Below are 26,291 nucleotides of genomic sequence, written 5' to 3'. Positions count from 1 at the left end.
AGTATACATTGAAAAGCCGCTGTACGTAATGTACAGCGGCTTTCTTTTTTAAGGAAGAAGAGTTTGATTAACTCTTTTATCGTATGTCCTTAAAAACCTGTCTCGTTAAGGTATTGCTCCCAAGCCCAAGCTGAAGTCATCATTTCCGCGATGCCTAGCTCTGCTTTCCAGTTAAGTTCTGTATTTGCTTTTTGAACATCACCCCATACTTTGATAACATCGCCCTCGCGACGTGAACCAATTGCATAGTTTAACGGTTTTCCTGATCCTTTTTCAAATGCTTTGATTGCTTCTAATACAGAATAACCAATACCTGTTCCGATATTAAAGACATCATAGTTGCCATTAGGGTTTCCTTTTTCAAGTAAACGAATAGCCGCAACATGAGCCTTCGCTAAGTCGACAACATGGATGTAGTCGCGAATGCAGGTTCCATCTGGCGTGTCATAGTCACCACCAAAGACGGTGATTTTTTCGCGCTTTCCGATAGCTGTCTGCGTGATGTAAGGCAATAAGTTTTGTGGTACACCTAATGGAAGCTCACCGATGAGTGCCGAAGCATGCGCTCCAACCGGATTGAAATAACGTAAAGCAATAACCTGATAATTTGAGCTCGCATTTGCGGTTTCCGCTAATATTTCTTCCGCTATTTGTTTTGTATTCCCGTAAGGGGAAGTTGCCGTTTTGATAGCGGCCGATTCGGAAACAGGTAATGTATCTGGTTCTCCATAAACCGTACAGCTGGAAGAGAAAACAAAGTTTATAGGTTTTCCTTTGTAGGCTTGTAATAAGTTTACTAAAGAAAAGATATTGTTGCGGTAATACTTTAATGGTTGTTCGACAGACTCACCCACCGCTTTTGAAGCTGCAAAATGGATAATGCCACTGATATCGGCATGTTGCTTTACAAACTCTTCAACTTTCTTTTCTTCACATAAGTCAAATTCGTAAAAATCCGGTCTTGTGTCGATTATCTTTTCAATTTGATCTAGAATTTTAATGTTGGAGTTGGATAGGTTATCCACGATAATAGGCGTGTATCCTGCTTGAAATAGTTCAACTACGGTGTGGGATCCGATATACCCCATTCCACCACTTACTAGTATTTTGCTCATTATTTCTTATTATAATAGGTAAAGTCTTGTTGTTTTAAATCTTGTTTCGTTAAGTTTTTATAATAGGCTATTGTTTTTTCTAAACCTGTAGCACGATTGACATGTGGCTCCCATTTTAGAATTTCTTTGGCTTTTGTAATAGCTGGACGACGTTGTTTCGGGTCATCCAGTGGTAGTTCTTGAAAACCGATGGTAGACTTACTTCCTGTCAGTTGGATGATTTCTTGTGCTACGTCCAACATGGATAGTTCATCCGGATTGCCAATATTAACAGGCAGGCTGTAGTCAGATAATAATAAACGGAATATTCCTTCTACCTGATCGGATACATAACAAAAAGATCGGGTCTGTGTACCATCGCCGAAGATGGTGAGTTGTTCGTCGCGGAGTGCTTGTGCAATAAAAGTTGGCAAAGCACGCCCATCGTTAAGGCGCATTCGTGGGCCATAGGTATTGAAGATACGAACAATACGAGTTTCCAAACCATGGAAATTATGATATGCCATGGTCATCGCTTCTTGAAATCGTTTGGCCTCATCATAAACTCCACGTGGGCCTACAGGATTTACATTTCCCCAATAGTCTTCCGATTGTGGTGAAACCAAGGGGTCGCCATATACTTCCGAAGTAGAGGCTACAAGAATACGTGCTTTTTTACTTTTAGCGAGGCCCAAAAGATTGTGTGTTCCTAAGGATCCAACTTTGAGTGTTTGGATGGGAATACGTAGGTAGTCAATAGGGCTTGCCGGCGATGCGAAGTGTAATATATAGTCCAGCTTTCCTGTAATTCTCACAAATTGTGAAACGTCGTGCTCTATAAAAGTGAAGTTTTCGTGCTGCTGAAGGTGGGCTATATTCTTTAGGTCTCCCGTGATTAAGTTATCCATGCCAATAACCTGCATTCCCTCCGCAATAAAGCGGTCGCATAGGTGGGAGCCTAAGAAGCCTGCTGCCCCCGTGATAAGCACACGTTTTTTTTCTCTCATTTTCACCGCTGTCGCGTATGGATAAAGTTTAATATCTTTGACGAATATAAGGATATTTTAATAACATGGAGCTTCTTTACAATTTAGGAATAGGCCTTTACAGCCTCATTTTAAGGTTAATTTCACCTTTCCATAGCAAGGCAAGGCTTTGGGTTCAAGGTCGTAAAGGACTCTTTGTGACGATAGAACAAACGGTTGAAAAGGGCAGCCAACCCATTTGGTTTCACTTTGCCTCGCTTGGTGAGTTTGAGCAGGGAAGGGCCGTTATGGAGGCTATAAAAAAGAAATATCCTAGTGAAAAAATTTTGATAACTTTCTTTTCCCCTTCGGGGTATGAGATTCGGAAAAATACAGCGTTGGCGGATTATGTGTTTTATCTGCCAACAGATACGGCTAGACATGCACGTCGTTTTATCGCGCTTGTGCAACCTAAGATGGCTATTTTTACAAAGTATGAGTATTGGCATCACTACTTCAAAACCTTACAAAAAAAGGATATTCCATTGTACATGATATCAGCAATATTTAGGGAGAAGCAAATCTTCTTTAAATGGTATGGTGGTTTTTTCCGAAGTATACTTAAACGTGTTACCTTTTTCTTTACACAAGATCATGATTCTGTTTTATGGTTGAAATCAATTGGTATCATTCGAACTGGACTAGCAGGCGATACGCGCTTTGACCGCGTGGTTAGTTTGCCTCAACAAAAACAGGAAATACCTATTGTAGAAGATTTTTTAGGTGAAGCAAAAGAGATCCTTGTTGCAGGAAGCACTTGGCTTCCCGATGAACATCTTTTAGCTGAGTTAGTTTCAGCTAGGTCCCACTTGAAAATGCTCTTAGCTCCTCATGAAATTGATGAAAATCATTTACAGGCGATAAAGGAGCTATTTCCTTCCGCTTTATTTTATTCAACGTATAATCAGTATGGCCCGGTTGAGAAGTCGGAAGCCCAAGTATTAGTCATCGATAATATAGGTATGCTTTCATCTCTTTATGGTTATGGACAAGTGGCCTATATTGGGGGAGGCTTTGGTGCTGGAATTCATAATACGTTAGAGGCGGCGACCTATGGTATTCCTGTCCTTTTTGGCCCTAAGTATGCGAATTTTAAAGAGGCTGTAGACCTTATTGAAAAAGGAGCCGGTTTTAGTATTCAGCAAGTGTCTGAATTAATCGCCGTTTATGGAGCTTTGACTAATTCTGAAAAACGGAGGTTGGCCGGAGACAGGGCTGAAGCCTATGTGCGACATCAAGCAGGGGCCACCCAGATTATTATAAAGTATCTGGAAAATACGGGCCTGCTTGCTCCTTAAATAAATGTTTTACGGTTTCCCGTTATGTTGAATGAGAAAAGACTTATAACTTTGGGTTGTAATTGTAGCGATAAAAATATAATTATCGTTTACTTTGCAACATATTAATCAACTCATTAACTTTTTAAAAATGGCCAATGCAACTTCTCGACCTAGTAGGTTAGTATTCAGTGTAGTTATATTTGCTGTTGTTGTCGTTCTTCAGTTGGTTTTACTTCTTTTTTTGGAAGCTAAAGAAAAAAAAGAACAGCAGAAAGCAGGAGGAGATTCGCTAGGGTTTTACCAAGTAAGGGTATAGAAGTAGGTTAACTTAATATTGTTGGTATGAAAAATATGCTTTATATCGATATATTTGGAATAAATTTTGAGAGTAATAACTATTGAAAAACTGGTTAGAATTACAACTCTCTTCCTACCATCTACTACTTTATCCGTAAGGAGATTATGAAAAAACTAAAAGAAAAAAAAGAAGATTACAACCCTGGCCCACGTGTAGGGATTACGTTTTCAACGTTTGATTTATTGCATGCAGGGCACATTATGATGTTGGCTGAGGCAAAGCGTCAGTGTGACTATTTAATCTGTGGTTTGCAGATGGATCCGACATTGGATCGTCCTGAAAAAAACCCGCCTACGCAAACCGTTGTTGAGCGCTATATTCAGTTGCGTGGTTGTCAATATGTCGATGAAATTGTACCTTATTCTACCGAACAAGATTTGGAAGATATATTGCGTTCCTTTAAGCTTGATGTACGTATCGTGGGGGATGAGTATAAGGATAAAGACTTTACTGGGCGCAAATATTGTGAACAAAAAGAAATTGAGCTTTATTTTAACAGTCGCGATCATCGTTTTTCTAGCTCTGGTCTTCGTAAGATTGTCGCGGAGAAAGAGGCTGCAAAAAACGGAAAGAAATAATTTCTGTTAAAAATAGTATTTTTATAAATTAGATTTTAAGGGACGGAAAGTATCTGTCCCTTTTGGTTTTTATTGGTTTAAAATAATTGCCTATATTCGTATTTCAGCATAAAAGATGAAAAGAATAATTATTACTGGTGGGGCTGGATTTATAGGCTCACATGTTGTTCGTGAGTTTGTTACGAACTATCCTGATGTACAGATTATTAATTTAGATGCTTTAACCTATGCGGGTAATCTAGAGAATCTAAAGGATATTGAAGATAAAGAAAATTATACTTTTGTTAAAGCTGATATAACTGATGCTGTACATATCCAGGCTGTATTTGAACAGTATCAACCTGATGGTGTGATACATTTGGCAGCAGAATCACATGTCGATCGCTCCATTACGAATCCAACGGCTTTTGTGATGACGAATGTTATTGGAACAGTAAATATGTTAAACTCGGCGAAATCGATTTGGCAGGATGATTTTACAGGGAAACGTTTTCATCATGTCTCTACTGATGAGGTATATGGTACTTTGGGGGAAACTGGTTTATTTCAGGAAGACACTGCCTATGATCCGCACTCGCCTTATTCGGCTTCTAAAGCTTCTTCTGATCATTTTGTACGGGCTTATCATGATACGTATGGTTTGCCTGTGGTTATCACGAACTGCTCTAACAATTATGGACCTAACCATTTTCCAGAAAAGTTAATTCCACTGTGTATTCATAATATTCTAAATAATAAGCCTTTACCAATTTATGGTGATGGCAAGTTTACGCGTGACTGGCTTTTCGTGGTGGATCATGCGCGTGCTATTGACATGGTGTTCCATCGTGGACAAAATGGACAATCGTATAATGTTGGTGGTTTTAACGAATGGAAAAATATTGATTTGGTGCAGGAGTTATGTAAGCAAATGGATGAAAAACTAGGTCGTGAAGTTGGTACTGCTGAGAAGCTTATTACTTTTGTGAAAGATCGTCCTGGCCATGATTTACGTTATGCTATTGACGCAACGAAAATTAATAAAGAGTTGGGTTATCAGCCTTCTGTTACGTTTGAAGAAGGATTGTCCAAGACTATTGATTGGTTTTTAGCTAATGAAGATTGGTTAGCTAATGTAACCTCCGGCGATTACCAGAAATATTACGATACGCAGTACGATAAGTAAGAAGTTCTTTTAATTAAGGGGCATAGATTGATAAGTGTTTTATTATCAAATCTCTTTGCAAGTTACTTTTTATGATTAAAAGCCGTTACTAAAATGCAAATACAAGAAACAAAATTAAAAGGCTGTTTTATTATAGAGCCTACAAAATATGGCGATAGCCGAGGTTATTTTTTTGAAAGTTTTAATGAGCGTACCTTTAATGCGCTAACTGGTACTACTATGCATTTTGTACAGGATAATCAATCGTATTCTAAAAGAGGCGTTTTACGCGGGTTACATGCGCAAGTTGGTGAGCATGCACAAGCGAAATTAGTTCGTGTTTTAGAAGGAGCAGTTATTGATGTTGCGGTTGATGTCCGCTCTGGATCTGAAACTTATGGTCAGTATGTTGCGGTCGAACTTTCTGCCGAAAATAATAAACAACTATTTGTACCAAGAGGTTTTTTACATGGTTTTGTTGTACTTAGTGAGGTAGCAACATTTTTTTACAAATGTGATAATTTCTATAATAAGGATTCAGAATGCAGCGTACATCCTTTAGATAAAGATTTGGCGGTTGATTGGCAGGTTCCAGTTGAAGAATTATTGCTTTCAGATAAAGATAAAGAAGCATTGTCTTTTCAAGAATTTCAAAATGTGGCAATCTCTTCTTCAATAAAGCATTCATAAGATGGCAGTAGCTTCTCAAGTTCAAAAAATTTTAGTCACAGGTGCTAATGGACAACTGGGCTCGGAGCTTAAAGAGCTCCTAGGTACAAATGAAAAGTTTCATACGTTCTTTTTAGATCGTAAGCAATTGCCTTTGGATCATACCTTATTGATTCACGATATTTTAGCTATGTATGAACCAGATATCATTATTCATGCGGCAGCGTACACGGCGGTAGATAAGGCAGAGTCAGAACCGGCATTGGCTGATACTGTGAATCATCTCGCAAGTGAAGAAATTGCCCAATATTGTCGTTTACATGATGTTAAGTTGATTGCTATATCTACGGACTATGTTTTTGATGGCAATTCAGACAAGCCTTTGCAGGAGGATGCTTCAGTGAATCCTATAAATACATATGGAGAAACCAAATTGAAAGGTGAGCAGGCTATCCAGAAATGGTTGCCTGAAGGTATTATCATTCGTACATCTTGGGTGTATTCTACCTACGGTAATAATTTCGTGAAGACAATGATTCGATTGATGACTGAACGTGATGATATTTCAGTCATTAATGATCAAATTGGTTCACCAACATATGCTAAAGATTTGGCCGAAGCAATTGTCTCAATCATTGAAGGAAATGTTTGGCAAGGAGGAGTCTATCACTATAGCAACGAAGGAGAGACTTCTTGGTATGATTTTGCTGAAGCTATTAAAGAGATAAAGGGTTTAGATTGTAAAATCAACCCGATTCCAACAACGCAATATCCGACACCAGCAAAACGTCCTAAATATTCGTTGCTCGATAAATCGAAAATTAAAATGGTTTATGGGATAGAAGTTCCTGATTGGAAGTTGAGCCTTCGACGAGCTCTTACGAATTTTCACTAATTTTAACGAATTACGCAAAACGTATGTAGATGAATAAACCGTTGATATACAAAGAGGAAAGTTGTCGCATCATTGGTGTCTGTATGGAAATTCATCGTGATATGGAAAGTGGATTCTTAGAATCTGTGTATAATGAAATACTGGAATTGAAGTTTCAAAAGGAAAAATTACCTTTTGAGAGAGAAAAGAAATTGGATCTCTATTACAACGATATCAAGTTAAACAAAAATTTTAAAGCAGATTTTATCTGTTTTAATGATATTATATTAGAAATAAAAGCAGTTAGTTACTTAACCGAATCTTTTAATAAACAATTGAAAAATTATTTAAAAGCAACAAATAAGAAGCTAGGAATTTTGATAAATTTTGGGCAGTCTTCTTTAGTATATAAAAGAATAATTAATCTTAATTTGGTTTAATTCGAAAAATTCGTTTAAATAGATAATAATGAAAGGTATTATTTTAGCAGGTGGTTCAGGTACACGGTTGCATCCGTTGACATTAGCAGTGTCTAAGCAATTGATGCCCGTATATGATAAGCCAATGATATATTATCCTTTGTCGACTTTAATGTTGGCCGGGATTAATGAAATTTTAATAATTTCCACACCGCAAGATCTACCTAATTTTCAAAAGTTATTAGGCGATGGCTCTAATATAGGATGTAAATTTTCATACAAAGAGCAACCAAGTCCAGATGGACTTGCGCAAGCTTTTATTCTTGGTGAAGAATTTATTGGTAATGATAAGGTCGCTTTAATCCTGGGAGACAATATCTTCTATGGGTCGGGAATGTCGAAGCTATTACAATCATGTGTGAATCCGGATGGTGGCGTGGTTTTTGCTTATTACGTGCAGGATGCGGAACGTTATGGTGTAGTAGAGTTTGATGCGGAGAACAAAGTTGTTTCCATTGAGGAGAAACCTGTATCCCCTAAGTCAAAGTATGCTGTTCCAGGTATTTATTTTTACGATAATGATGTTGTTGAGATTGCTAAAAGTATTAAGCCTTCGTATCGAGGTGAGTTAGAAATCACGGATGTAAATAAAGAATACTTGAGACGTGGTAAGTTGAAGGTTGGGATCTTTGATCGTGGTACCGCTTGGTTGGATACAGGGACGATACAATCATTGATGCAAGCCGGTCAATTTGTGCAAGTGATTGAGGAAAGACAAGGTATGAAGATTGCGGCCATTGAAGAGGTGGCCTATCGTATGGGTTGGATGACTAAAGAGCAGTTACTAAAAGTCGCTGAACCTTTACGGAAATCTGGTTATGGGGAATATTTGATAGGTATAGTTAAATAGAATTGACTATTTTTGTGGGAAACCAATAATAAAAAATGAGGAAACTTTTACTCCTAGTTATTACAGTAAGCTATTTAGTACAGGCGCAAGCCCAAGTAAATGCAAATAGTTTTAAGGTCGATGATTTGACAGATGCACAAGTAGAACAGTATGTGAAACGTGCAGCTACGATGGGCTATTCAGAGGCGCAGCTTCCTGAATTTGCTCGTGCTCAAGGTATATCCAGTGCTGAAGTTAAAAAGTTGCAAGATCGGTTGCAGAAAATAAAGTCAAAAGGTTCATCTTCTTCCTTCGGAAGTAAAGAGGCTACAGCTGAGGTTGGTGGTAAAGGCCGTCAAGTTTCAGGTTTAGTCCAAGCTAAATCTAGTCGTTTTTTTAATGACCAAGATTCTCTGCAGCATCGTCAGGATAGTATCTTGGCTTTAGGGAAACCAAAGGTTTTTGGTGCTGATTTATTTAAAAATAACGCAACAACTTTTGAGCCTAATTTACGATTAGCAACACCTCCTTCCTATATTATTGGTCCTGATGATGAAATTCTTTTGGACATTACGGGTAATAATGAAGCTTCTTATCGTCTTCAGGTTAGTCCTGAAGGTAATATTAAGGTGGATTATGTTGGAGTTATCAATGTTGCAGGGTTATCAGTTGCTAGTGCTAAAAGTAAAATTAGTCAACGTTTAAGTACGGTATATTCGGCTATCCGTTCGGGAGCAACCAAAGTCGATGTAAATATTGGTAATATACGGAGTATAAATGTAACATTAACTGGGGCTGTGACTAAGCCAGGTACCTATACCTTGCCTTCTTTGGCGACCGTGTTTAATGCATTGTATGCTTCTGGAGGGCCTGCCGAAAATGGTTCTTATCGTACGATTCAAGTGATTAGAAATAATCGAGTAATTTCAACGATTGATGTCTATGATTTCTTAGTCAACGGTATGCAAAAAGGGAATATTCGCCTACAAGATCAGGATATTATTCATATCCCTGTTTATGCTAACCGTGTATCTTTTGAGGGGGAAGTTAAACGACCTGCTAGTTTTGAAATTGTTTCTGGAGAGTCATTACAAGATTTATTAAACTATGCTGGTGGTTTCGCAGAGAACGGATTTACGGCTAAGGTTAAAGTCTTTCAAAAGACAGATCGTGAACGTAAGATTACGGATGTTTATGCGGACCAGTTTGCAAATTATGAACCTAAAAACGGGGATAATTTTGTTGCGGAGGAATTGTTAGCACGCTATGAGAATAGAGTTAGTATTCTCGGGGCTGTTTTTCGCCCTGGAGCCTATGGTCTAGAACCAGGAATGACCTTGCGTACTTTGCTTGAAAAAGCACAAGGACTGCGTGAGGATGCTTTTATGGATCGCGGATTGATAAACCGTCTTGCGACAGATAATACGCTTCAGCTGATTAATTTTAACGTACGTGATATTATCAGTGGGGCTGCCACCGACGTGCCTTTAAGAAGAGAAGATAAAATCGTTATTTCTTCAATTTTTGATTTACGTGATGAATATAAAATAACCGTACAAGGGCAGGTTCGTTTGCCAGGTGATTTTCCTTTTGCAAGTAAGGCTACTTTAGCGGATGTTATTCAACAAGCAGGAGGCTTAACGGAAGAAGCGAAAAATGCACGTGTCGAAATAGCTAGACGTATTCGTAATCGTGGAGCACAAGATTCGATATCTGCGGCAACAATTTTGGTCAATATTAGAGAGGGTAAACTAGAAAGTCCTTACATTGAGTTAAAGCCTTATGATGTGGTAAGTATTTTAGGGGATGCTAGCTTTAGAGAACAACGCCAAGTAAAGGTTGAAGGGGAAGTTATGTATCCTGGTATTTATACTATCAATCGTGAAGATGAGCGTATTTCTGATATTATTGCACGCGCTGGAGGTTTGACTACTTATGCTTATACGGAAGGAGCTTCTTTACGTCGTACTGGCGCATCTAAACTTAGAAAAGAAGCTGAAAAAGAACGCAAGTTGAATGCAGAATTACAAGATGTAGATTTGGATGAAGAATTCGAAGCTATAGAAAATGGAAGTGTTAAGAATGCGACAAAAGCTAGTAAACAAGCCTTAAGTAAAGTCTCTCAATCCGGTAATGTAGAAACTGTAGTTGCGGAACCAAGTGATTTAGTTGGTATTGAATTGCATAAAATTTTAGAGAAGCCTAATGGTAAGAATGATTTATTTCTTATGGATGGGGATATTGTTTATGTGCCAAAAGAGATTCAAACAGTACGTGTAATGGGCGAGGTCTTAAATCCAAATAATGTTGTTTATCAAAAGGGGAAGTCTTTAAGTTATTATGTGAATCAAGCAGGAGGTTTCACGACGGAGGCATTAAAGAAAAAAGTATTTGTGCAATATGCAAATGGGGCTGTTAAAGGTCGCGCTGGTGGCTATCCCGAAATCAAACCAGGATCTGAAATTGTGGTGCCGAAACGTGCTCCACGTGAACGCATGTCAGCTCAAAGCTGGATAGGGTTGGGAACAGGAGTTGCTTCTTTAGCTGCTATTATTGTTAGTTTACTAAGATAAAACAGAGATGACTAAAGGCTTGAACAATAGCATGGAAGAAACTTCTTTAAAAGATCTTATTCTTAATATTCAAGAATGGTTGAGGTATTTTCTCTCTCAATGGTATATTCTTTTAACAGCCGTTCTGATTGGCGCATCAGGAGGTTTTTTTTACACAAAGTCTAAAAAGCCTATTTATACAGCTACGACTACTTTTGTCTTAGAATCTGGAGAGAGAGGAGGGGGATTAGGGCAATATGCCGGTATGGCTGCTATGGCCGGAATTGATTTAGGTGGCGCTGGAGGAGGTATTTTTCAAGGGGATAATCTATTAGAATTATACAAATCTCGGAAAATGATTGAGGCAGCATTACTTACTCCTTCTTTAGAGACTAATCAAGAAATTTTAATAGATAAGTTCCTTATTATTACAAATACTAAAGATCGTTGGAAAGAAAAGAAACCTGAGTTATTGAGTATAAATTTTGGTAAATCAATACAAATCGATGCTTTAAAGCAACGCCAAAGAGATAGTGTAATAGCTACCGCTGTCGAAACTATAAATAAAGAGTTTTTAAACGTTGGGAAGCCTGATAAAAAGCTTTCGATCATAAAAATTGATGTGAAATCAGAAAATGAAACTTTTGCTAAGGAGTTTAATGAGGCCTTAGTTAAAGAAGTTAATGATTTTTATGTGCAGACAAAAACGAAAAAATCCTTAGATAATATTGCTATTTTACAGCATAAAACTGATTCCGTTCGGGCAGTTATGAATGGAGCAATAGCTTCTGCAGCGGTTGTAATAGATGCAACACCAAATTTAAATCCAACAAAGCAAGCGCAACGCATTGTACCTTCGCAGCGGTCTCAGTTTTCAGCAGAGACGAATAGGACGATATTAGGCCAATTGGTGCAGAATTTAGAAATGTCTAAAATGGCCTTATTAAAAGAAGCTCCATTAATTCAAAAAGTTGATGAGCCGATTTATCCCTTAAAAGTGGAAAGTGTTGGGAAATTAAAAATGATGGTATTATTTGGTTTGGGGGTTGGCTTAATTGTATTATTTTTTCTTGTTTTTAAAAAGGTTTATCAGTCAACTTTAAAAGACTAATTCAAGGTATGAGTATTTTAAACTTAATTGGAAGGACACAGGAGTTGTTTTCGAATGATATAACAGGACATGAGAAGGCACTAAGTAGAATTATCTCTTCTTCTAAATTTCTTGTTATAGGAGGGGCCGGATCTATAGGACAGGCGACTGTAAAGGAGATATTTAAGCGTAATCCTAAGAAATTACACGTGGTGGATATCAGTGAAAACAATATGGTAGAACTTGTACGGGACATTCGCAGTTCCTATGGTTATATCGATGGCGATTTTCAGACGTTTGCACTTGATATCGGTTCTGTTGAGTATGATGCTTTTTGGGAGAGTGATGGCAATTATGATTTTGTTTTGAACCTGTCAGCACTTAAACATGTACGTAGTGAAAAGGATCCCTATACATTGATGCGTATGATTGATGTTAATGTCTTTAATACTGATAAAACGTTACAACAATCCATTGCTAAAGGTGTGAAGAAGTATTTTTGTGTTTCAACAGATAAAGCTGCAAATCCTGTTAATATGATGGGAGCATCCAAACGTATTATGGAAATGTTTTTGATGAGAAGAAGTCAGAATATTACAATTTCTACAGCACGTTTCGCTAATGTAGCTTTTTCAGATGGGTCATTATTGCATGGTTTCAGTAAACGGATTGAAAAAAGACAACCAATTGTAGCTCCAAATGATATAAAAAGGTATTTTGTTGTTCCTCAGGAATCTGGCGAATTGTGTTTAATGTCGTGTTTTTTTGGTGAGAATAGAGATGTTTTTTTTCCAAAACTGAGTGAAGAACTGCATTTAATCACTTTCGCTGAAATTGCTAAAAAGTATTTAAAAGACATTGGTTATGAGGTTTTTTTGTGTAAGGATGAAGAAGAAGCTCGATTGTTAGTAGACACTTTGCCTCAAGAAGGGAAGTGGCCTTGTTTGTTTACAGCTAGTGATACCACTGGAGAGAAGGACTTTGAAGAATTTTATACCGACAAAGAAGTCTTGGATATGGAACGTTTCTGTAACCTAGGTGTTATAAAGAATGATTTAAATGTTGAATTTGATAAATTGAACTTATTTGAAAGCGAAATTATACGCATGAAGTCAAATAGGAAATGGGAGAAGGACGAGATTCTAGAGTTGTTTTTTCAAATGATCCCTGATTTCGGACATAAAGAAACAGGTAAATATTTAGACGCTAAAATGTAAAATGAGTTACATTCATGATTTTATCTCTTTCACAAGAGACCAATATAAAACAAAAGAATTTATTCCGCTACATGAACCTCGTTTTCGAGGAAATGAAAAGCAATATCTGATTGAAACTATTGAATCGACATTTGTTTCTTCCGTAGGACGTTATGTCGATCAATTTGAACAGAAAATGGAGAAATTTACGGGTGCAACAAAGGCTGTTGCAGTTGTGAATGGGACAGCTGCTTTACAAGTAGCTCTTCGTTTGGTTGGGGTATCCGCCGGTGACGAAGTTCTTACGCAGGCTTTGACTTTTGTCGCGACGGCAAATGCAATTATTTATAATAATGCATCTCCTGTTTTTTTGGATGTGGATTTGGATACAATGGGCCTTTCACCAAAGGCGGTGGAAGTATTTCTTAACGAATTCGGAGAGATTAGGGATGGTGTTTGCTATAACAAATCGACAGGAAAACGTATTGCTGCATGTATGCCAATGCATACTTTTGGCTTTCCTGTACATTTAGATGAAATGATAGTTGTTTGTAAACAATGGAATATTCCACTTGTTGAAGATGCGGCTGAATCCATTGGAAGTTTTTACAAAGGCCAGCATACAGGTACTTTAGGGCTTGTTGGTGGTTTTTCTTTTAATGGAAACAAAACGATAACAAGTGGTGGTGGCGGTGCGATTGTGTCCAATACTGAAACGCTTGGGGTACAAGCAAAATATTTGACAACTACAGCAAAAAAACCGCATGCCTATGAGTTTTTTCATGATGAATTAGGATACAATTTTCGTATGCCAAACCTGAATGCCGCTCTTGCTTGTGCACAAATGGAAATGTTGGATTCTTTCTTAAGGGATAAGCGTGAACTTGCCGAGACATATGGCTTGTTTTTCAAAAATATGGGTGTTAATTTTAGAAAAGAAACACCAGACACGAAGGCTAATTATTGGTTAATGTGTGTTGAACTTGCTGACAAGACTGAAAGAGAACTTTTTTTAAAAGAAACCAATGCAGCCGGGGTAATGACAAGGCCTATTTGGAACTTAATGTATAAGTTGCCTATGTATCAGCATTACCAGCGTGATGCGCAGCGCAATGCCGAGTTTTTAGAAGAACGCATTGTTAACATACCAAGTAGTGTGAGATAGTTATGAATCGGGTTGCAATAATCGGTTATTCGGGACACGCTTATGTTGTACTAGACGCTAGTGTAAAGATGGGCTTGGCTATACAGTATTATTGTGATAAGACCTATTTGGGAAACAGAGATCCTTATGGACTTAGTTATTTAGGTGATGAAAGCCATGCTGATTTTGTATGGGATAATGTAGAGGGGTTTGTTTTGGGGATTGGTGATAATAATATTCGTGCTCGAATTGCTGTCAGTGTAAAGGCAAAAGGTAAAAAACTTATTTCTGTTGTACATCCTTCAAGTTTAATAAACGACTTTGTAAGGCTTGGCGAAGGAGTTTTCCTAGCATCTAATTGTGTCTTAAATCCTTTTGCTGTTGTTGGTGACTATTGTATTATAAATACTGGTGCTATTGTAGAACATGAGTGTTTTTTGGGAAGTGCGGTACATATTGCTCCAGGCGCGGTTTTAGCGGGAAATATCCAAGTTGGAGATAATACATTTATTGGTGCTAACTCTGTGATAAAACAAGGTGTAAAAATTGGAAAGAATGTGATTGTTGGCGCTGGAAGTGTAGTACTAACGGATATTCCAGATGGTGAAAAATGGGTAGGAAACCCTGCTCGAAAAATGAAAAAATGAATAAGGTATTAATCATTGCTGAGGCCGGAGTAAACCATAATGGTGAACTTGAAAATGCATTTAAATTAATTGATGCGGCGGTAGCCGCTGGAGTTGATTATATAAAATTTCAAACCTTTCAAGCAGATAAATTAGTTTCTAAGAATGCCAAAAAAGCGGAATATCAAATTGCAAATACAGGCGATGGTGAGGATTCGCAATTTGATATGTTAAAGAAGTTGGAGTTATCTCATGAGGATCATGAAAAGATAATTGCTTATTGTAAAGTTAAAGGTATTAATTTTTTTTCTACAGCGTTCGATCTAGAGTCATTGCAATATCTTAAAGATATTGGTTTGGATTTGGTTAAAATTCCTTCAGGAGAAGTTACAAACTTGCCTTATCTTAGAAAAGCAGCGACTTTGTTTTCTAAGGTAATCTTATCGACAGGGATGTGTACAATGGAAGACATAGCTGCGGCTGTTTCTGTGTTTCAAAATAACGGAATAACTGATATTACTATTTTGCATTGTAATACAGAATACCCAACCCCTATGTCAGATGTCAATTTAAAAGCAATGTTGAGTATAAAACACCAATTTGATGTTGCGGTGGGGTACTCTGATCATACATTAGGTATTGAGGTGCCGATTGCCGCAGTTGCGTTGGGTGCATGTATTATAGAAAAACATTTTACGCTAAGCAATAAAATGGAAGGACCTGATCATGCAGCTTCATTGGAACCAATGGATTTAACTGCAATGGTTTATGCAATTCGTAATATAGAAAAAGCGATTTCAGGAAATGGTATAAAAGAGCCTAGTGAATCGGAACGTAAAAATATGTCAATTGCTAGAAAGAGCATTGTGGCCTCTACAAAAATCCGTAAAGGAGAACTATTTTCTGAAGCAAATATAACTGTTAAAAGGCCTGGCACTGGAATATCACCGATGAAATGGGACACTGTCCTTGGTAAGATTGCATCTCAAGATTTTAATGAAGATGATTTAATAGAGTTGTAGATGAATAAAATTTGTATTGTAACTGCTACTCGTGCCGAATATGGTTTGCTAAAGCCTTTGATGCATTTAATTCAGCAATCTGATTCCATGAAATTGCAGATAATTGCTACGGGGGCCCATTTGTCTCCGGAGTTTGGTCTAACTTATAAACAAATAGAAGCTGATGGCTTTGTTATTGATGAGAAGATTGAAATCTTGCTGTCCTCGGATACTGCATCAAGTATTGTAAAAACCATGAGTTTAGCTCTTAGTGGATTAGCGGACGTTTTTCCTCGTCTGACGCCTGATGTTATTGTGATTTTGGGAGATAGGTATGAGATGTTGGCAATAGCGTCTGCGGCAACTATTTTTAAGATTCCAATCGCCCACCTGCATGGCGGTGAAATTACTGAAGGGGCCTATGATGATGCAATAAGGCATGCCATTACGAAGCTTAGCCATTTGCATTTTACTTCTACAACAGATTATAGACAGCGCGTTATACAGATGGGCGAACAGCCAAATCGTGTTTTTAATGTTGGTGCAATAGGATTAGATAATATCGAGAATTTACCGTTATTAACAAAAGAGCGACTTGAGGAAGATTTGAATATTCGCTTTAAAAAGTATAATTATCAGGTAACTTTTCATCCAGAAACATTGGGAAATCAAACCTCAGCTGATCAGTTTCAGGTTCTTTTAGATGCTATTGATCAGCAGAAAGATAGTTTTTTTGTTTTCACAAAAGCTAATGCAGATACTGATGGCAGGATAATTAATCAAATGATTGATTCTTTTGTATTTAAGAACCCAAATAAAGCGGCTACTTTTCATAGCCTTGGTTCATTACGATTTTTATCGCTTGTGAAAGTTTGTACTGCGATAGTTGGAAATAGTTCTAGCGGTATTATTGAAGCTCCTTCTCTAAAAACGGCAACTATAAATATTGGTGAAAGGCAAAAGGGAAGGATTCAAGCTGGTTCAGTGGTAAATGTTGTAAGTTCAATAATTGATATAAATAGAGGATTTGCCGTTGTGAAAGAGTTGTTATTAACTAATTCTTTGAGTTCGATAATTAATCCGTACAATAACGGTGGAGCTTCAGAAAAAATTTTAAGGGAACTAGTGAATTTTTTGAAACAAGAGGTTAAATACAAAGTTTTCTTCAATAAATAATTAGAAAGGTATAATGCAGTACGAATATACGAAACACTTAATTACAACTGGATCCTCTATTAAAAAGGCTCTCTCTAAACTAAATGAATTGGCCGCTGATTCGATTCTATTTGTCGTGTCTGAAAGTGGACAATTATTAGGGTCTTTAACTGATGGCGATGTGAGGAGAGGTTTGTTGTCCGATTTGAATATGGAAGATATCGTTGACCGATTCATTCAATTGAATCCTAAGTTTCTTCAGAAAGGAAACTATACGATACAAGACGTAATATCTTTCAGGGAAAATAATTATCGAATAATTCCCGTTTTAGATAAGGATGGGATTGTTATCAATATAATAAATTTTCGATTTTTAAGATCATATTTACCTGTAGATACTGTTATTATGGCGGGGGGACGTGGTGAAAGGTTGCGTCCATTGACAGATCATATACCAAAACCCCTATTAAAGGTTGGGGTAAAACCAATAATTGAGCATAATTTAGACCGTTTAGCACTGTTTGGTGTCGATGACTTTTGGATTTCAATTAAATATTTAGGAGAAAAGATTGTAGATTTTTTTGGAGATGGGAAGACTAAAAACGTCCAAATTAATTATATTCAAGAGGATCAAGCTTTAGGAACAATAGGTGCAATATCAAAGGTTGAAAGTTTTACTCATGATTACATTTTAGTGACTAATTCAGATGTTTTAACAAATATAGATTATGAAAGATTTTTTTTAGAATTTATAGAGTCAGACGCTGATTTTTCTGTAGCAACAATTCCATATAATGTTAATATACCTTATGCAATCTTGGAAACAAATAATAATGTAATTAAGAATTTTACAGAAAAACCTACTTACACATATTTTGCGAATGCTGGCATTTATTTGATGAGGAGAGAAATATGTCAGTTAATTCCCAAGAATAGTTTTTTTAACGCTACGGATTTGTTATCAAAACTTATTGCAGAAAATTATAAAGTAACCTCATTTCCCCTTAGAGGTTACTGGTTGGACATTGGAAAACATGATGACTTTAATAAGGCACAAGAGGATATAAATTATATTAAGTTTTAATATGGAAAAGAAAATTTTAGTCATAGGACTTGGTTCTATGGGAAAAAGACGGGTTAGAAATTTAATAGCTTTAGGATATAAAAATATATATGGATATGATTTACGAGAAGATCGTAGAGCTGAAGCTAAAGATATATATAATATCAAGGTTTTTTCTGATTTTGATATGGTTGTTCAAAGTGGTGTTGATGCATTTGTTATTTCTGTTCCACCAGATCTTCATCATATTTATATGAAGAAGGCTTTAGAGTTAGAAATTCCGACATTTATTGAGGCAAGTGTTGTTGATACAGATATGGACAGTTTAATAAAGGAGGCTGATGCAAAAGGAATTCTACTTGCACCATCATGCACCTTGTATTTTCATGCTGCAATTAAGAAAATTTCAAAGATCTTACAAGAGAAGTATTTGGGAAGAATATCCAATATACTTTATCATTCGGGACAATTTCTTCCAGATTGGCATTCGTATGAACCAGTGGAGGATTATTACGTATCTAAAAAAGAAACAGGTGGTGGGCGAGAAATTGTTCCATTTGAGTTGACATGGATAACCTTGTTATTGGGGTTCCCAAAGCGTGTTGTAGGGCTCTATAAAAAAACTATTGATATCGAAGGTGCCGATGAAATAGATGATACTTATAATCTGTTATTGGATTATGAGCCAATGATTTTTAATCTTTCTGTAGATGTTGTTTCAAGGTACGCGACAAGACGACTAGTAATAAATGGAAGTGAGAAACAGTTGTATTGGAATTGGGATGATAGTGTAATTAAGATTTATCACCCAGAAGAAGAGACGTGGGAAGAAATAAGTTATGAAACAATTGCCGCACAAGAAGGGTATAATAAAAATATCACGGAGCAAATGTATATTGAAGAAATGGATGCCTTTACAAAAGCTGCATTTGCAAGAGTTGATTATCCTAATTCCTTAGCACATGATCACAGAGTATTAAAACTACTTTATGCAGTTGAATATGCAGATAATAACAATGTAATTACTCCTTTTTAATATGTTAACTGGTGTTTTTATAACCGCTAGATTAGGTTCTTCTAGGCTAAAGCAAAAACATTTGATTAAAGCTAATGGATTTACATTTTTGGAATGGTTGATTAAAAGGATGGAGTTTGAATTTTCTTCAGAATTATTAGCGGGAAATGTCCATATATTTATTGTTACTTCTGATTTAGAAGAAAACAGACAGTTTGAAGTGTTTTCTAATAATTATGTTCAGATTTTTTATGGAGCAGATGATAATATCCCACTTAGGCATTTGCAGTGTGCAAAAGCTAATGGTGTAGATAATATTCTTTCTATTGATGGAGATGATATTTTATGTTCACCTGCGGCAGCTAGATTAGTATTTGAAAGTTTATCAATAACTAATAATGTACTAGCAAAAACCTCAGGATTATCCTTAGGGATGAATGTTTTTGGATATAAAACTAGTTATTTAGAAGAAGTCATACAAGGTTTAGAAAATTCGACTTTGGAAACAGGATGGGGAAGAATTTTTGATATGAAAAAAGCTGATGATTTACTTTTAGTAAGTCCAATAGGTTACGAAAAACTTCGAATGACTTTAGATTACGATAAAGACGCTGTTTTTTTTCAAAAGGTAATAGAATCAATAGGTAACGCTATTATTGAAATTGATGATTTCGCCCTTGTTAGTACCGTTATTCAAAATCAATGGAATGATATAAATGATGAACTAAGCGAAGAGTACTGGAATAATTTTAAAAAACAACAGAAAGAAGAGAATTAGAACGTTTTGTATTATGGAATATAGAAATAGATTACACGAATTAATTCCGGGCGGAGCCCATACATATTCAAGAGGAGATGATCAATTTCCAGAAAATGCACCGTCTATTCTAGAAAAAGGCGAAGGTGCTTATGTTTTTGATCCTAATGGTAAGAAATATTTAGACTTTGGTATGGGCTTACGCTCAGTTAATATTGGTTACGGCAATAAAGAGATCGCTGATGCTTGCTATGCGGAAATTTTAAAAGGAAACAATCTTACAAGAGCTTCTATGACGGAACTCGCTGCTGCTGAGCTTTTAGTCGATCTAATTCCTTCCGTTGAGATGGTAAAGTTTGCCAAGCATGGTTCTGCAGTGACTACTGCAGCAGTCAAACTTGCACGCGCATATACCGGAAGAAAATATATTGCTATTCCTTATGAGCAACCTTTTTTCTCCTATGATGATTGGTTTATTGGCTCTACTGTCTTAGAAAGAGGGATTCCGAATGAGTTTAGGCAATATACTTTAAAATTTCATTATAATGATATAGAATCACTAGCAGTTTTATTTGATCAATATCCAGGTGAGATTGCCGGAGTTCTGATGGAACCAACGACTACAGAAGGTCCTAAGGATAATTTTTTGCAGAAAGTGAAAGATACATGTCATAAAAATGGTGCTATTTTTATTTTGGACGAAATGATTACAGGTTTTAGATGGGATTTAAAGGGGGCACAGAATTATTATAACATCGAACCTGATTTATGTACTTTTGGTAAAGCTATGGCTAATGGATTTGCTGTCGCCGCACTTGGTGGAAAACGAGAGATTATGAAAATTGGGGGGATTTTGGAAGAAGGGCAGGAGCGTGTATTTTTAACATCGACAACGCATGGTGCAGAAATGAGTGCCCTTGGTGCTTTTATTAAGACCGTAGAGATTCTTAAAAGAGAGAATGTGGTTAAACATTTTTGGGATTTCGGAAATCAGTTAGTAACTGGAATGAATAATATTTCTAAAGATTTAGGTATTGAGGACCAATTCTATGTTGAAGGATTTGAATGTTCTCCAAACTATATCTTAAAAGATTTTGATGGAAATATTTCTTTACCACTTCGAACGCTTTTTGCACAAGAAATGATTAATAATGGTGTAATTATGCCTTATATCGCTTTGTCACATGCACATCAGAAGGAAGAGCTTGATTTAGCGCTACGAGCGATAGAACACTCTTTGCAAATTGTTAAAAAAGCATTAAACGGTAATTTAAATAATTATTTAAAGTCTAAAGTAATTAAACCTGTTTTTAGAAAATATAATTAGTTTAGTATGAAAGTTGCTTTGGTTTCTTTTAATTCTGTTTGGGAAAGTAAGGATGCAAGTTTAGAGGATTTTAAAGTTTATGTACAAAAAGCCGCATTGAATGGAGCAAATTGTATTATTTTTCCTGAGATGACACTGACAGGCTTTTCTATGAATTCCGAAAAGTTAGCAGAACCTTTTAATGATTCTGTAACAATTAAGGAATATCAAAAGTTAGCGGTTAAATATAAGATTAAACTTATTGCAGGTGTAATATTAAGAGAAGGAGGTAACATATACAATTGTTGTGTTGTTGTTAGCGAGTATGGAGATATTCTTGAGATATATAAAAAAATTCATCCATTCTCATACAGTGGTGAAGAAAAGTTTTATGCAGCTGGTTCAGATTTAAAACAAGTGAATTTTGTGGGGGGGTGGGGTATTACAATTTGTTATGATTTAAGGTTTCCTGAGCTTTACCAAGCTCTAGCTGTTGATAATAATGTAATTGTTAATATTGCCTCCTGGCCAGAGCGAAGAGATGATCATTGGCAAAGTCTTTTAAAGGCTAGAGCAATAGAGAATCAAGTTTATATGATAGGTGTCAATAGGTCAGGTATTGATGGGAATGATTTGCATTATGCTGGTAACTCAATTATATATTCTGCAACAGGAAGTCTTTTGGAGGCTGTCATTAAGGAAGATGATATGAAAATTTTTGATTTAGATGTGGATGCTGTAGAAGTATATAGAAAAAGCTTTCCTGTGAAGAGCGATAGAAGGATAGATTTATACTCTACTTGGTTAAATAAAAGTGGAAATGTTAAAAAATAAAATTATTATAGTAACTGGCGCATCTGGATTAATTGGTTCGCTAACTGTTAAGGATTTATTAAGTAAGGGGGCCATTGTTATTGGTGCTGATATTTCCATGAATTCGAATCTTATAGAAGATCTTGATTTTGTGCTTTGTAATACTGCAGAAAAAGCTGGAATAGACCAATTAATTGATTTTGTTTTGAAGAAATATGATCGAATTGATGGTTTGGTAAACCTTTCTTATCCAAGAACGAGTGATTGGGGATTGAAATTTGAAGAAATTCCTTATGACTCTTGGGAGAAGAATGTTGATATGCAGTTAAATGCAGTATTTTATATATGCCAACGTGTTTTGGAAGTTATGAAAATGCAAATGTCTGGATCAGTGGTTAACATAGCCTCTATTTATGGTGTTGTTGGAAATGACTTCAGCTTATATGAGGAATATGGAGGGACATCCCCTGCAGCTTATTCTGCAATTAAAGGTGGAATAGTTAATTTCACTAAATATTTATGCTCTTACTATGGTAAGTATAATTTGAGAATAAACTGTGTTTCTCCAGGAGGTATTATTGATGAAAAAAATCAACATCCTTCTTTTATTAAGCGATATAGTGAAAAATCCCCTATGGGAAGATTGGGAAGGCCAGAGGAAATTGCACCGGCTATTAGTTTTCTTTTGTCTAATGATGCGTCATTTATAAATGGACACAATTTAATGGTTGATGGTGGATGGACAGCAATATAAAATAATGAAAAAAGTAATTTTCTTTCACACAGCACACCCTCGGTTAAATTTAATAGGACAAATTCAATTAGAGATTATAGCCGAGCATTTGAGTATATCTGATGAGGTTTATATTGTTCCTTCTAATTTTGAGCTAGTTGCATCTCAAACAAATTATGTAGATCCAAAATATAGTTTTTATCATTATAATAGGTTACTTGAAAAAACTGTCAAGTTTCTTGAATCGATCGGTAATCCATTATTTGTCAATTATACAAATTCTAAAGTAAGAGAGTTTGTTGATTTAGAAGATATTACAACACTGAGATCAATCTGTTATAAAGGAGTAAACATTGGTATTGGTGTTTTATCTTCTGTAATTAGTTTAATCCGAGATCATGAGTTCTCTATACAAGATTATAGAAAAGAGGTTATTCAAGAATTGTTCAATGCCGCTTTAGTTATCGATACACTTGAGGAATTATGTTTGAAAATCAAGCCTGACTTAGTGTATGTTTTTAATGGACGTATGTCTACATATTCCCCTGTTGTGCGATTTTGCCAAAAACATAATATTGATTTTAAAGTTTTTGAGTTCACGTCTCGATATGATAAATATCATGTTCTAAACTGCGCAATACCTCATGATACCTATTATAGGGAGAATGAAATGAGAAAAGCATGGAGTGACAACGTAGATTTGAACTTTAAGAAACAAGTTTCTGATAATTTCTTTGAGGCTCAGATGAAAGGTATAACACTAATGGATGGTACTTTTGCAAATGCAAATATTTCGAAAGTACAAGTTCAGTTTGAAAAGGAAGTGATTACTTTTTTTAACTCCTCCATAGATGAATTTGCATCAGTTCCAGGATGGGAGAAATATGTTTTTATTTATGAAAATGAAGTGGATGCGATACTTGATATTTGTAATTTTTTTGAAAAAGATGATACAAAGCAGTTTGTTTTGAGAATTCATCCGAATTTACGATTCTTAGATAACACCCAAACTCGCCATTTATTAAAACTGCAAGGAATTAAGAATTTGAAAATTTACGAATCTACATCTGACGTTTCTAGTTATGAGTTATTACGCTCATCTAATAAAATTATTACTTTCGGTTCTACTCTTGGAATTGAAGCCTGTTTTTTTGGAAAACCTTCAATTCTTTTGGGAAAATCTTTTTTTGAAAATCTAGATGTTTCTTACCTTCCTAGAGATAGAAAGGGTTTGATGGAACTGATAAATGATGATAGTCTTAAATCTAAGCCTAAAGAAAATGTAATGATATATGGTTACTGGTGGATGAGCTTCGGTAATAATTTTGCATTTAGGGATAATAAAATATACCTGCCAAATGATTTAGACCCAACTTTTTTCGAAACTTTATTTGGAGTATCGATTAAATTATCAAGTCCTAAATTTTGGAAAAGAGTTTTTAAAATTTTTGACATAAATAATGTTAAAAAAATGAAAAATTCAACATATAGAACAGCCATATTAAGAGAATTAATGCCATGGATAAAAAAATAATATCAACTTTTATGTTTAGTGAACCTCATGAACAAGAGCTTCTTTGGTTAAAATTTAATGTTGAAGATGAATTTATTTCTGAATGTGTAATTATAGAAGGAGTGTATACGTTTCAAGGTAAAAGAAAAGAGAAATATTTAAATCTAATTTTATCCCAACCAAGATTTCAAAAATTTATAGAGAAGATTCATTACATAGAGTTTGAGGATAACTATAACTTTAATTATGAACCGAGTTTCATAACCCTTCTCAAGCGAAAAATTAAGCGTTGGTTAAACAGCAATTTTGGTAAAAGTTATGACCAAGTTCCATATGCGGAATTAGCATCCTTTTATGCTGAAATTAATCAGAGAGGGGCAGCATTAGATTATTTAAAATCAAAATATTCTCATGATGATATTGTGATATTATGTGATGCCGATGAAATTTTTGATTTTAATGGGGAAAAGGGACTCGAATTAGAAGGGCTTTTAAGGACAAACTCTACTCCTTTTTATATTCGTAGAGATATTTACTGTTATGATTTTAATAATAAAACTTATAGAGAGCGTTTTAGTCCTATTGTGAAATTAGGTGATTTGAAAAATATAGTTTCCTGTCATAAAGTGAGACATCCTTCTATAAATTCAAGACGCATTGTATCTTCTGAATCTCGGTTAGCTTATGAGTATACCTTTTGTTTCTCAAAAGATGCAATTTTGAAAAAATTAACTTCTTTTGCACATGTGACAGATTTGGATGAAAGGTCTGTAGAGTTTTGTTTAGAAAATAACATTTCATTTGTAAATCCGACAAAAATTGATTGCGCATTTAAGATGGATGATGTAAATTATTATGAATTAATATCTCAGGAAAAATTAGACAGTCCAAAGTTCTTGATAGACAATTTTAATCAGTTTAGAACAGGGGTTGTTAGTTTAAACTATAGTGATAAAAGGAGGATAAGTAACATTGAGTACATCGATAATTAAACAAAGTTTAAAAACTTCATTGGTGAATTATTTAGGAGTGATTTTAGGTGCATTTTTTACAGTTTACCTAGCTCCAAGATACTTGACTGTTGAATATAATGGACTATATCGGTTACTATTAGAGTATGCTGCTATCATGGCTGTTTATTTTAATCTAGGTATACCGACTGTAATTAATAAATATTATTTTCAGTTTTTTAAAGAAGGTGCTATTAATAGAGGCTTTGATTTTTTTGTTTTTATTGTCCCTTTAATATTAATGGGGTTTGGAGCTGTGCTATTTATCTTTTACCGTTCTGAAGTTGTCAAATTAATATCCTCTAAAGAGGATTATAATTTTGTATATCAATACGTTTTATTTTTGATTCCTTTAATATTTTCTTATGCTTATTTTTTAATTTTAGAGACTTATTCAGCAATTTTAGGGAATATCTTTGTTATAAATTTTTTAAAGAATATTGTTGTCAAGTTGTTTAACATATGTTCTGTAATCTGTTTTATTTTTACAAATGACTTTTTTCTTTCTTTATATATAGTTTCCTTTGGAACCTTACTCTGTATTTTGATTAGTTTTATTTATGTTCTCTGGTTGAAAAAGTTTAAAGTAAATTTATTACCTAGTATCGCTTTTTTGACAGGAAATAAATTACTTGCTGACTTTATTAAATTTACACTATTTCTTGCGGTATCAAATTTAACCTATTTTTTAATTTCTAAAATAGATATCTATTTTGTTGGTAGATATACAGATTTATCTAACTTAGCATATTATACTACTGCTACGTTTTTTGTTACTATTATTCTTGTACCATATTCTGCAATATTAAATATATCCTTTCCAAAGATTGCCAAAGTATACTTTCAGCAAGGAATTGGAGAAGAGTTAAAACAAATGGTTAAATCAAACGCTAATTTTGCTTTAGCTATGGCAACTTATATTTTTCTTTTAGTCTGGATAAAATATAGATACAATTTATAGTTTGATTCCAAATGGAGAATTGTATC

The 26,291-nt window shown here is 35.3% G+C and carries 25 protein-coding genes; 23 read left to right on the top strand and 2 right to left on the bottom strand.

Annotated features, from left to right (window positions below; translation table 11 throughout):
* Positions 1-89: 89 nt before the first annotated feature.
* Together galE and WH223_RS13085 are read right to left on the bottom strand one after the other, a co-directional pair.
* Positions 90-1,115: a UDP-glucose 4-epimerase GalE gene (galE, locus tag WH223_RS13090; RefSeq protein WP_340048175.1), complete on the bottom strand. Its 1,026-nt coding sequence runs from the start codon at positions 1,113-1,115 to the stop codon at positions 90-92.
* Entirely contained in the window at positions 1,115-2,101 is a 987-nt protein-coding gene (locus tag WH223_RS13085) for a UDP-glucuronic acid decarboxylase family protein (RefSeq protein WP_340048174.1), read from the bottom strand. Before WH223_RS13085 ends, galE begins: the two co-directional genes overlap by 1 nt.
* A gap of 176 nt (positions 2,102-2,277) precedes the next feature.
* Between WH223_RS13085 and WH223_RS13080 the strand changes: the two genes are divergently transcribed.
* The 23 genes from WH223_RS13080 to WH223_RS12970 all read left to right on the top strand — a co-directional run bounded on the left by WH223_RS13080 (position 2,278) and on the right by WH223_RS12970 (position 26,265).
* Positions 2,278-3,417 carry a 3-deoxy-D-manno-octulosonic acid transferase gene (locus WH223_RS13080; RefSeq protein ID WP_340048173.1) on the top strand — a complete coding sequence of 380 codons (1,140 nt, stop codon included), beginning with the start codon at positions 2,278-2,280 and terminating at the stop codon, positions 3,415-3,417.
* Between the two features lie 444 nt (positions 3,418-3,861).
* Entirely contained in the window at positions 3,862-4,335 is a 474-nt protein-coding gene (locus WH223_RS13075; protein WP_340048172.1) for an adenylyltransferase/cytidyltransferase family protein, read from the top strand.
* Between the two features lie 115 nt (positions 4,336-4,450).
* The gene (gene rfbB, locus WH223_RS13070; RefSeq protein ID WP_340048171.1) at positions 4,451-5,500 is read left to right on the top strand and encodes a dTDP-glucose 4,6-dehydratase; all 1,050 of its coding nucleotides are present in this window, start codon (positions 4,451-4,453) and stop codon (positions 5,498-5,500) included.
* A gap of 93 nt (positions 5,501-5,593) precedes the next feature.
* Positions 5,594-6,169, top strand: coding sequence for a dTDP-4-dehydrorhamnose 3,5-epimerase (rfbC, locus tag WH223_RS13065; RefSeq protein ID WP_340048170.1), 576 nt, complete (start codon positions 5,594-5,596; stop codon positions 6,167-6,169).
* 1 nt (position 6,170) lies between these two features.
* Positions 6,171-7,043 carry a dTDP-4-dehydrorhamnose reductase gene (gene rfbD / locus WH223_RS13060; RefSeq protein WP_340048169.1) on the top strand — a complete coding sequence of 291 codons (873 nt, stop codon included), beginning with the start codon at positions 6,171-6,173 and terminating at the stop codon, positions 7,041-7,043.
* A 29-nt stretch (positions 7,044-7,072) separates the two neighbouring features.
* Positions 7,073-7,462 (top strand): GxxExxY protein, encoded by a 390-nt coding sequence (locus WH223_RS13055; RefSeq protein ID WP_340048168.1) that lies wholly within the window; start codon positions 7,073-7,075, stop codon positions 7,460-7,462.
* Positions 7,463-7,490: 28 nt separating this feature from the next.
* Positions 7,491-8,351 carry a glucose-1-phosphate thymidylyltransferase RfbA gene (rfbA, locus tag WH223_RS13050; RefSeq protein WP_340048166.1) on the top strand — a complete coding sequence of 287 codons (861 nt, stop codon included), beginning with the start codon at positions 7,491-7,493 and terminating at the stop codon, positions 8,349-8,351.
* Between the two features lie 35 nt (positions 8,352-8,386).
* Positions 8,387-10,903, top strand: coding sequence for an SLBB domain-containing protein (locus WH223_RS13045; RefSeq protein ID WP_340048164.1), 2,517 nt, complete (start codon positions 8,387-8,389; stop codon positions 10,901-10,903).
* A 31-nt stretch (positions 10,904-10,934) separates the two neighbouring features.
* Positions 10,935-11,993, top strand: a complete 1,059-nt coding sequence (locus WH223_RS13040) for a lipopolysaccharide biosynthesis protein (RefSeq protein ID WP_340048163.1) — start codon at positions 10,935-10,937, stop codon at positions 11,991-11,993.
* A gap of 8 nt (positions 11,994-12,001) precedes the next feature.
* Complete coding sequence (locus tag WH223_RS13035) at positions 12,002-13,189, top strand: UDP-N-acetylglucosamine 4,6-dehydratase (RefSeq protein ID WP_340048162.1); 1,188 nt, start codon at positions 12,002-12,004, stop codon at positions 13,187-13,189.
* Position 13,190: 1 nt separating this feature from the next.
* Positions 13,191-14,333 (top strand): LegC family aminotransferase, encoded by a 1,143-nt coding sequence (locus tag WH223_RS13030; RefSeq protein ID WP_340048161.1) that lies wholly within the window; start codon positions 13,191-13,193, stop codon positions 14,331-14,333.
* Between the two features lie 2 nt (positions 14,334-14,335).
* Entirely contained in the window at positions 14,336-14,959 is a 624-nt protein-coding gene (locus WH223_RS13025) for an acetyltransferase (protein ID WP_340048160.1), read from the top strand.
* Positions 14,956-15,960 carry an N-acetylneuraminate synthase gene (neuB, locus tag WH223_RS13020; protein WP_340048158.1) on the top strand — a complete coding sequence of 335 codons (1,005 nt, stop codon included), beginning with the start codon at positions 14,956-14,958 and terminating at the stop codon, positions 15,958-15,960. Before WH223_RS13025 ends, neuB begins: the two co-directional genes overlap by 4 nt.
* The gene (gene neuC, locus WH223_RS13015; protein WP_340048157.1) at positions 15,961-17,115 is read left to right on the top strand and encodes a UDP-N-acetylglucosamine 2-epimerase; all 1,155 of its coding nucleotides are present in this window, start codon (positions 15,961-15,963) and stop codon (positions 17,113-17,115) included.
* 13 nt (positions 17,116-17,128) lie between these two features.
* Entirely contained in the window at positions 17,129-18,178 is a 1,050-nt protein-coding gene (locus tag WH223_RS13010) for a nucleotidyltransferase family protein (protein ID WP_340048156.1), read from the top strand.
* Position 18,179: 1 nt separating this feature from the next.
* Positions 18,180-19,193 carry a Gfo/Idh/MocA family protein gene (locus WH223_RS13005; protein ID WP_340048155.1) on the top strand — a complete coding sequence of 338 codons (1,014 nt, stop codon included), beginning with the start codon at positions 18,180-18,182 and terminating at the stop codon, positions 19,191-19,193.
* A gap of 1 nt (position 19,194) precedes the next feature.
* Positions 19,195-19,950 carry a hypothetical protein gene (locus WH223_RS13000; protein WP_340048154.1) on the top strand — a complete coding sequence of 252 codons (756 nt, stop codon included), beginning with the start codon at positions 19,195-19,197 and terminating at the stop codon, positions 19,948-19,950.
* Between the two features lie 13 nt (positions 19,951-19,963).
* Positions 19,964-21,256, top strand: coding sequence for a glutamate-1-semialdehyde 2,1-aminomutase (locus WH223_RS12995; RefSeq protein WP_340048153.1), 1,293 nt, complete (start codon positions 19,964-19,966; stop codon positions 21,254-21,256).
* A gap of 6 nt (positions 21,257-21,262) precedes the next feature.
* Positions 21,263-22,069 carry a nitrilase-related carbon-nitrogen hydrolase gene (locus WH223_RS12990; protein WP_340048152.1) on the top strand — a complete coding sequence of 269 codons (807 nt, stop codon included), beginning with the start codon at positions 21,263-21,265 and terminating at the stop codon, positions 22,067-22,069.
* Positions 22,056-22,802, top strand: coding sequence for an SDR family oxidoreductase (locus tag WH223_RS12985; protein WP_340048151.1), 747 nt, complete (start codon positions 22,056-22,058; stop codon positions 22,800-22,802). Before WH223_RS12990 ends, WH223_RS12985 begins: the two co-directional genes overlap by 14 nt.
* Positions 22,803-22,806: 4 nt before the next feature.
* A complete protein-coding gene (locus WH223_RS12980; RefSeq protein WP_340048150.1) occupies positions 22,807-24,315 on the top strand; it encodes a capsular polysaccharide export protein, LipB/KpsS family in 1,509 nt (502 codons plus the stop codon).
* Positions 24,300-25,286, top strand: coding sequence for a hypothetical protein (locus tag WH223_RS12975; RefSeq protein ID WP_340048149.1), 987 nt, complete (start codon positions 24,300-24,302; stop codon positions 25,284-25,286). Before WH223_RS12980 ends, WH223_RS12975 begins: the two co-directional genes overlap by 16 nt.
* Positions 25,267-26,265, top strand: a complete 999-nt coding sequence (locus WH223_RS12970; protein ID WP_340048147.1) for an oligosaccharide flippase family protein — start codon at positions 25,267-25,269, stop codon at positions 26,263-26,265. Before WH223_RS12975 ends, WH223_RS12970 begins: the two co-directional genes overlap by 20 nt.
* The last annotated feature ends 26 nt before the right edge of the window (positions 26,266-26,291 follow it).

It is taken from the genome of Sphingobacterium sp. MYb382 (genome assembly GCF_037572665.1).
Classification (GTDB): Bacteria; Bacteroidota; Bacteroidia; order Sphingobacteriales; family Sphingobacteriaceae; genus Sphingobacterium.
The sequence above is the reverse complement of the archived record's forward strand: the minus strand, read 5'-3'. Positions and strand labels throughout refer to the sequence as shown.